This is a genomic window from Orrella sp. 11846, from assembly GCF_048820935.1.
GTDB lineage: Bacteria > Pseudomonadota > Gammaproteobacteria > Burkholderiales > Burkholderiaceae_B > Algicoccus.
Map to the genome: position 1 here is coordinate 102,945 of NZ_JBMERD010000010.1, position 7,012 is coordinate 109,956.

Below are 7,012 nucleotides of genomic sequence, written 5' to 3' on the forward strand. Positions count from 1 at the left end.
GAATGATTACCCCCCAACTGCCTGAACGACGCTATCCCAGAAAGGATTGGCAAAAATCAGAATCAGAGCCACCACAAAACAGTAAATCGCTGAAGACTCCACCATCGCCAAACTCACAAAGAGCGTGCGGGAAAGCGTGGGCGCCGCATCAGGTTGCTGCGCAATGGCTGACATGGCAGCCGCCGCAGCACGACCTTCACCCATGGCCGCGCCAAATGAACCGATGGCGACCGTCAGGCCGGCCGTCAAAATAGAAATTAATGCAATCAGACTAAGTTCGCTCACAAATGTTCCTCCGCAGGTGAGTTGTTTTCAGATTCGGTCATGGCTGCGGCAATATAAACCGTTGCCAGAATAGAAAAAACGTAGGCTTGGATGATACCGACCAGTAAACCGAATAAATCCATAATGATCGGAAACAAAAAGGGTGTCACGCCCAACAAAATCGCCGCAATCATGGCGCCGCTCATGATGTTTCCGTAGAGACGAATCGATAAAGACAGTGCTTTAGAGACTTCACCGATTAGATTGAAAGGCAAAATCACAATTGAAGGTTGCACAAATTTAGCGAGATATTGGCGCAAACCCCCATGAGCTACCCCAAAAAGCGGGACTGCCAATAAAACCGCGATAGTCAGTGCCGCTGTCGTGGAGAGTGAACCGGCTGGTGACTTAAATCCCGGCACAATAGACAAGATGTTAGAAGCGGCAATAAACAAAAATAGGGTGCCAGAAAAATACAGAATCTTTCGGGTGCCGGTGTGGGTGATTGATTTGATTTGATCTTCAATGAGTAAAACAATCACTTCAAGGGCGTTACGCCAGCGTCCTGGGGCGACATCGCTGCGTAAGCGACGGGTGATCAACCAGCTACCGACTACAAGGATGGCCATGACGATCCAAGTATAGAAGATCGTGGCATTTAGGCGTAGCATGCCGAGTTCAAAGACGATGGTTTTGTCTGGGGTAAGTTCCATACGGTGAATCCATCAAATGCGTTGTGTGGCAACGTGCTTCGCGCGACGTACCATCACAAAACGTACTATAAAAAAAGCAATCGCATACCCTAGTAATGCCCAAGCAGGTTGAAAGACTTGAATCAAACCCCAACCGAGCCCGAGTAAAACCAGGGTGCGAATTAAAAAACTTATCAATAAAATAGGTGCAGGTCGTGACGACTGCAAAGCTTTTTGCATCCCAAAAGCCAGTCCTTTAAAAAAAACAAAACTGGCAATTAAACCCACCAATAAACCTACGATAAGCGCAGGCATCATGCTGGCCAATTGGAAGCTTTCAGACATGGACACATTCATGATTTGAGCTCCTTGCCTGCTTTTTCTTGAGAGTTTGTTTGTCTCGCAATGATGACTTCTGAAGCAGCGTCTTTAGAAGCCGAGGTTTGTTTCTGCGCTTCAGAAGTAGATCGTATGTGTTGCGCCTCTCGTTCTTCTTCACGTTGTTGTCTGGCGATCCATTCCCAAGCCACCATCACGCCCAGCACAATCCCACCTAAAATAAGTGCCACTGGCCAGGAGAAGGATTGTGGGTAGGCCTTGTCGAGCCAGATTCCGAGTAAAGCACCGGCCACGGTTGGCACAGCCACTGACCAGCCAATCACACCAAAAGCCCCCAGTCCCCGTAAAGGACTTAATGTGGGATTCGTTCGACTGTGATGCAGGCGTTGCGCTTTGCGGGCAATTTCTTGGACCGACGAATTGTCTGGCTGGGATCTTTGGGAAGTGTTATCGGTCTTCATAGGCTCGATGTTCCAAGTTGACCCAGTTGACGCACGATATTGACTTCTAGACGTGACAGTGCAGTGCGTGCAACGCGCTCTTCCTCATCGACGGCCTTAAAAATCGTCTCAATGGTACGTGTGAGCTCATCTAAATCATGACTCATGGCAGCCCGTGCAACCACAACATCGACAATCTCATCTCGTTTGACTAACAAACCATGATCAATCCCAAAAAACACTGCTTGATTGGAGACATCAGTCAGCATAAGGACGCTGGGAACGAGTGCTGTGACGTAATCCGTGTGTTTGGGCAATAAACCAAATGCACCTTCTTTGGCCACACCGTAAAGGCTAACGGCCTTGCCATTGAAAATTTCTTTGGTTGGTACGCGCACCCGAACATTCATGGATGAGACCGTGTTGTCAGTGGCTCTAAGCACCATGACGAACACCTCCAAGTGATTCGGGTAAAGCACCGATCATGTAGTAGTCGGTCTCATCATCTTCAAAGAAGTCTTGTGCCAGAATGTGTTCACAACCTGCCAGTGTGAGTTCCAGTGGCACGCGTTCACCAGCAATGCCACTAAATGTGTGTGCAACGTGAAAGGGTTGTGTCAAAAAACGTTCTAGACGTCGTGCTCTGGCGACCACAGCGCGATCCGCAGAAGACAGTTCTTCAAGACCCAGCATGGCGATAATGTCGCGCAACTCTTCGTATTGTGCGAGGGTGCTGCGAACATCACGCGCAATGTCGTAGTGACGCTGTCCGACCACGGCAGGTGTCAACATGACCGAGTTAGACGCAATCGGATCGACGGCTGGGTAAAGTCCTTCACTGGCGCGTTTACGGGACAACACCACTGAGGCTGATAAGTGAGAAAAGATATGCACAGCGGCCGGGTCTGTAAAGTCATCCGCTGGGACATAAACGGCTTGTACAGAGGTGATTGCGCCATTTTCTGTAGAGGTGATTCGCTCTTGTAGTGAAGCAAGTTCTGTGGCCAGAGTGGGTTGGTAGCCGACTCGAGAAGGCATTCGACCGAGTAAGCCAGAGACTTCTGAACCAGCCTGAACAAAGCGAAACACGTTGTCTATGAGTAAGAGCACGTCCTGATGCATCTCATCCCGAAAGTACTCGGCCATGGTGAGCGCTGACTTACCCACCAGAAAACGAATACCTGGAGCTTCGTTCATCTGCCCAAAGAGCATGACGGTTTTATCGAGAACACCGGCTTCGCCCATCTCGCGATACAGCTCTTCGGCTTCACGAGAGCGCTCTCCAATCCCACAGAACAGACTGACCCCTGCGTGGTGTTCCACCGTGTTGTTGATGAGCTCGTTAATGAGGACGGTTTTACCGACCCCGGCACCGCCAAAGAGTCCGGTTTTGCCGCCTCGTTCAATGGGTGAGAGCAGGTCAATGGCTTTAATCCCAGTCACCATCACCTCACCGCGAACTTTGCGCTTCTGAAGCGCAGGTGGATCTCTGTGGATAGGTCGTTTTTCTGTGCCCACGGGGGCTGGCTTGCCGTCTAATGGTTGGCCAAACATGTTGAGCATTCGGCCTAAGACGGCGTTGCCAACGGGTACTTCAATAGGGCCGCCTGTGTTGGTCACGTTGGCACCGAGTGCCAGACCGCGCACGGGGGCTAAGGCGATGCAGCGAACTGTATCTTGTGTCAAAAGTGCTGCAACTTCGAGGGTGATGTCCTGTGCAAGCAAGGCATCCTGAATACGTGGCAATTCCCCTTCAAAACGAACGTCGACCACATCACCGCGGATTCGAATCACCACACCTTGAGGTTGGTTTGCTTGCTTCAAGCTGACTGCCTCCATACCCTGAAATCAAATTGCAGTAGAAATACCTGCACACTTTATAAATTCTACCATTATCCGTTTACACGGCTTTTGGTGGTTTTCTTTTAAAAACAAAATGGTCCGATAGGCGTGTGATGCCCATCGGACCAAGGTCAGTTCAATGCGTTTTAACTTTTGGGTTGTTGCGCGAGATTCAGAATCTCATCGAGCGCATTGCCATTACCCGCGAGTTTCAGCAAAGTCTCTAAACCACCGCCGGTAGCGGCTTGTTGCTGACCACCCATGACGTTGCCTAGCAAACCACTCACCAATCCAGCTGCAGCACCGCCTTTCTGGTTGTCACCGGCTTGGCCTGTGGCAACTTTGCCAACCAGTGAGGTTAACAAGGGCAGTAGTTTGAGCAAAAAACTCAAATCCAACCCTGTTTTGTTAGCGGCTGTTTGTGCAACCAATCGACTGACATCAGCGGAACCAAAGATTTTGGACAAGATTTGATTGCCTTGTTCAGTTTCGTTGGATTGTCCGCCCAGCAAACCTTTCAGGCCGCCTGCAGAACCGAGTAAGCCGGCTGCCATAGAAGCCAAGCCACCAGCAGAACTTTGGTTTTGAAAGAGGTTTTTAAAACCACCCAGAATGGCGGGCAACATGGCATCAGCCCCTTGGGTGACATCCGCTGGTGACGCATTCAATTGCTGTGCAATGTTGTCGAATTGACCAAATTGCGCCAGCATTTCTGTAAGTTGTGTGGCCATTACGAGATCAGATCCTGAGGGATGTTGCCACCATTGGCTGCGATTTTAGCTAGTACCGTTTTGTGAAGCCACATATTCATTTTTGCAGAATCACCCATCAGGTCGCCAGGGCAGCCCAGTTCGTTGGCAAGCTCTTTACGGGCGGTTAGGCTGCTGTCGAGATCCAGAAGCTTCAACAAGTCGACAATGGATGTACGCCAGTTGAGTTTTTGGGGGTTGGCCGCTGCTTTTTTCTCCAAATCAGCCACGACGTCAAACATTGGAACCTCCTGTACGGGCGCTGCAGCGGCTTCAGTTGCAGGCGCTGCGGTGGCTGCTGGTGCTGCGGGTGCAGCAGCTTCAGGTGCGCTGACTGGTGCCGCATCGACTGTTTGCGCGGCTGCTTCCTTGCCGCCAATACCGAGTTTGGTCAGGATTTTGTTAAAGAAACTCATTTGATCTCCAGTTTAATGAAATAACTGATTGCAGAATCAATCAGTCCGAAAAAACAGATCGTTGATGGTGTGTACCCATCAAAACCAATGCATCACGACCTGAAAAAAGATTTAAATCTGCACTAAGTAAATAGTTACTTAGATTCTAACATTGTGTGTAATTAGCCTGACAGTCGCTATGATTCTGTTTGATGATGATCAAGCTGTGTGGCGAATTTTAAATTTGAATTGTGCGCGTAGGTTTGTGCGGCATTGGGGTGGCAGTCGACTAGAAAGATCATCATTTCGGTGGCGTTTTTAGTCAGATAAAATCGCACCATTTTTTCGTTAAAAACATGAGCTTTGTTGGCAGGGATGTTAATCGCGTCAATCCCGTTTGACATCAAGATGCCATTCATCATGAAGCGTGACGTCCGTTTGTTGCCATCGAAAAAGAATGGTTGTAAGGCGCCAAACAGAAAGAAAGCAAGGCTTTTTTCAAAAGGCGGACAGATTTCTAAGACGACCAGCCCCTCTTCAAATACTCGATTCAGCTCTGGTGCTTGAGTAGCTGTGGGTAGCGGTGTGTATCGACCCAACTCGCCTAAACCCACATTAGGCGTATAGTTTGTTTCCTGGCCTTCGCCCCGAAAGACACCCCATTCCAAAGCCTCGTGACAGGCCACAAGATTGTGGAGTTCAACAAATGTTGTTTTGGTGAGTTCGAATTGCTCACCATTAATCAGGCTTAGTAAATATTTTGCGCTAAGGACAAGGTTAAGGACTTGTTCCTGATCTGATGATTGACGGCTTCTTAGGACAACACCAGCCAACAAAGCTTGAATTTCAGGGAAAGTGATCGGATTGTCTTCAAGCACACTAGCATCCCACACGAAGACGGGCAGTATTCTTTGAAAACGAGAGCAAACTCGTTGTTTAGGATGAATTGGGACAAGCGTTGGCATAACCATTCTGTCCCAATGAAAACCCAGAGCATCGAAGAGTTCCATGAATGATCGAAACTATTTTTTAAGTTGTTGAACGACTCGCATGCCATCTGAAGTCAAACGATATTTTTGAAAACGACTGCTAGGCTTGTTAGGAATAGTCATTTCCATTAGGCCACGTTTTAACAAAGAAAGCATGTGCGCTTTTAGCTGACCAGAAATGCTTGCGTGTCCAATCGCTGTGGCTATTTCGATCCGAGATAACTCCCCGCTCGTAAGGCTCAACAGTATTCCTACTTGCAACTTCGACTCGGGCTGCGACTCGGGCTGCGACTCGGGCCGTTCAGATAATTAAGTGATTTGGATCAGAGCAACTGATCTGAGGTTGCTCTGATGCTTGACTTGTTATTCGCTACTGATACCAGCGTCACGAATTGTCTGACCATGTTTTTTGTATTCAGCCTGAATCCATTCATTAAAGGCATCGACCGAATCCATGGGTGCGACACGAAAGCCGAGAGATTCAGCTTTTTTCTGAACGTCTGGATCATTCATGACGGCTAGGATGTCGCGATGAAGTTTGTCCACAATTGGGCGAGGTGTATCCCGGGGTGCCAGCATACCTTGCCAACTTTCGACCACTGTGTTGGGATAACCAGCTTCTGCCATAGTGGGGACATCTGGAAACTGTGGTGAACGTTCTGGTGTTGAAACTGCTAATGGAATTAACTGACCGTTCTTGATGTATTCGGTGACTGCAGCCAAAGTAATGATGAGCGCATCAACGTGTCCTCCTAGTGCGTCGACAGCAGCTGGACCACCACCTTTATAAGGAATGTGGGTCACTTTGATGCCTGCCTCTTTCTCTAACATGGCGTGCGTCAAATGACCAATCCCAGCCTGTGTGGGAATTGCGAGCCGAATTTCATCGGGTTGATTTTTTAGCGAATTGAACATATTCATCGAGCGTTTTTGGTCCGAAGTCTGGATGCACGACTAAAACTTGGGGATTGACCACAAACCGATTGACCCCAATAAAGTCATTCAATTCGTAATTCGAATTTTTGCGCACAATGGGATTCAGTACGACGGCATCGCCGTGGGCGACTAAGGTATAGCCGTCAGGCGTGGCATGAGCGCCTTTGGAAGCCCCAATGGTGCCGCCTGCACCCGCCATGTTTTCAACAATGACTGGAGAGTCCCAAGTTTCGCGTAGTTTGTCAGACACGATTCGGGCAATAGTGTCAGAACTGCCACCGGGCGCAATAGGCACAATGACTTTGACCGGTTTGTTGGGGTAGGCCTCGTTCTGTGCTGCCAGAGTTGTAGTGCCCGTCATTAACA

12 protein-coding genes are annotated in these 7,012 nt (G+C 49.0%); all 12 read right to left on the reverse strand.

The genetic code is table 11. The features are described 5' to 3' along the window. Positions 1-6 precede the first annotated feature (6 nt). A complete protein-coding gene (locus tag ACOI06_RS09920) occupies positions 7-285 on the reverse strand; it encodes a F0F1 ATP synthase subunit C (protein ID WP_420662413.1) in 279 nt (92 codons plus the stop codon). Next, positions 282-977 carry a F0F1 ATP synthase subunit A gene (locus ACOI06_RS09925; RefSeq protein ID WP_420662414.1) on the reverse strand — a complete coding sequence of 232 codons (696 nt, stop codon included), beginning with the start codon at positions 975-977 and terminating at the stop codon, positions 282-284. Before ACOI06_RS09925 ends, ACOI06_RS09920 begins: the two co-directional genes overlap by 4 nt. 12 nt (positions 978-989) lie before the next feature. Further along, the gene (locus ACOI06_RS09930) at positions 990-1,313 is read right to left on the reverse strand and encodes an ATP synthase subunit I (protein ID WP_420662415.1); all 324 of its coding nucleotides are present in this window, start codon (positions 1,311-1,313) and stop codon (positions 990-992) included. Next, positions 1,310-1,756 carry an AtpZ/AtpI family protein gene (locus ACOI06_RS09935; protein WP_420662416.1) on the reverse strand — a complete coding sequence of 149 codons (447 nt, stop codon included), beginning with the start codon at positions 1,754-1,756 and terminating at the stop codon, positions 1,310-1,312. The genes ACOI06_RS09930 and ACOI06_RS09935 overlap by 4 nt, the downstream gene beginning before the upstream one ends. Continuing rightward, a complete protein-coding gene (locus ACOI06_RS09940; RefSeq protein ID WP_420662417.1) occupies positions 1,753-2,181 on the reverse strand; it encodes a F0F1 ATP synthase subunit epsilon in 429 nt (142 codons plus the stop codon). The genes ACOI06_RS09935 and ACOI06_RS09940 overlap by 4 nt, the downstream gene beginning before the upstream one ends. Continuing rightward, on the reverse strand, positions 2,171-3,559 hold the full coding sequence (atpD, locus tag ACOI06_RS09945) for a F0F1 ATP synthase subunit beta (RefSeq protein WP_420662418.1): 1,389 nt from the start codon (positions 3,557-3,559) through the stop codon (positions 2,171-2,173). Before atpD ends, ACOI06_RS09940 begins: the two co-directional genes overlap by 11 nt. A gap of 164 nt (positions 3,560-3,723) precedes the next feature. Continuing rightward, positions 3,724-4,308, reverse strand: coding sequence for a DUF937 domain-containing protein (locus tag ACOI06_RS09950; RefSeq protein ID WP_420662419.1), 585 nt, complete (start codon positions 4,306-4,308; stop codon positions 3,724-3,726). Beyond that, positions 4,308-4,742: a DUF3597 domain-containing protein gene (locus tag ACOI06_RS09955; RefSeq protein WP_420662420.1), complete on the reverse strand. Its 435-nt coding sequence runs from the start codon at positions 4,740-4,742 to the stop codon at positions 4,308-4,310. The genes ACOI06_RS09950 and ACOI06_RS09955 overlap by 1 nt, the downstream gene beginning before the upstream one ends. A gap of 176 nt (positions 4,743-4,918) precedes the next feature. After that, positions 4,919-5,686, reverse strand: a complete 768-nt coding sequence (locus ACOI06_RS09960; RefSeq protein WP_420662421.1) for a Fic family protein — start codon at positions 5,684-5,686, stop codon at positions 4,919-4,921. 57 nt (positions 5,687-5,743) lie between these two features. Beyond that, positions 5,744-5,971, reverse strand: a complete 228-nt coding sequence (locus ACOI06_RS09965) for a Fic family protein (RefSeq protein ID WP_420662422.1) — start codon at positions 5,969-5,971, stop codon at positions 5,744-5,746. Positions 5,972-6,073: 102 nt separating this feature from the next. Then, positions 6,074-6,625 (reverse strand): Bug family tripartite tricarboxylate transporter substrate binding protein, encoded by a 552-nt coding sequence (locus ACOI06_RS09970; protein WP_420662423.1) that lies wholly within the window; start codon positions 6,623-6,625, stop codon positions 6,074-6,076. After that, a partial coding sequence (locus ACOI06_RS09975; RefSeq protein ID WP_420662424.1) for a Bug family tripartite tricarboxylate transporter substrate binding protein occupies positions 6,594-7,012 on the reverse strand: 419 nt, incomplete at its 5' end. The genes ACOI06_RS09970 and ACOI06_RS09975, both read right to left, overlap by 32 nt.

Bases quoted from the DNA above. Each gene is read 5' to 3' on its own strand.
- ACOI06_RS09925 (WP_420662414.1), bottom strand. From the start codon at position 977: ATGGAACTTACCCCAGACAAAACCATCGTCTTTGAACTCGGCATGCTA.
- ACOI06_RS09930 (WP_420662415.1), bottom strand. From the start codon at position 1,313: ATGAATGTGTCCATGTCTGAAAGCTTCCAATTGGCCAGCATGATGCCT.
- ACOI06_RS09935 (WP_420662416.1), bottom strand. From the start codon at position 1,756: ATGAAGACCGATAACACTTCCCAAAGATCCCAGCCAGACAATTCGTCG.
- ACOI06_RS09940 (WP_420662417.1), bottom strand. From the start codon at position 2,181: ATGGTGCTTAGAGCCACTGACAACACGGTCTCATCCATGAATGTTCGG.
- ACOI06_RS09950 (WP_420662419.1), bottom strand. From the start codon at position 4,308: ATGGCCACACAACTTACAGAAATGCTGGCGCAATTTGGTCAATTCGAC.
- ACOI06_RS09955 (WP_420662420.1), bottom strand. From the start codon at position 4,742: ATGAGTTTCTTTAACAAAATCCTGACCAAACTCGGTATTGGCGGCAAG.
- ACOI06_RS09960 (WP_420662421.1), bottom strand. From the start codon at position 5,686: ATGCCAACGCTTGTCCCAATTCATCCTAAACAACGAGTTTGCTCTCGT.
- ACOI06_RS09970 (WP_420662423.1), bottom strand. From the start codon at position 6,625: ATGTTCAATTCGCTAAAAAATCAACCCGATGAAATTCGGCTCGCAATT.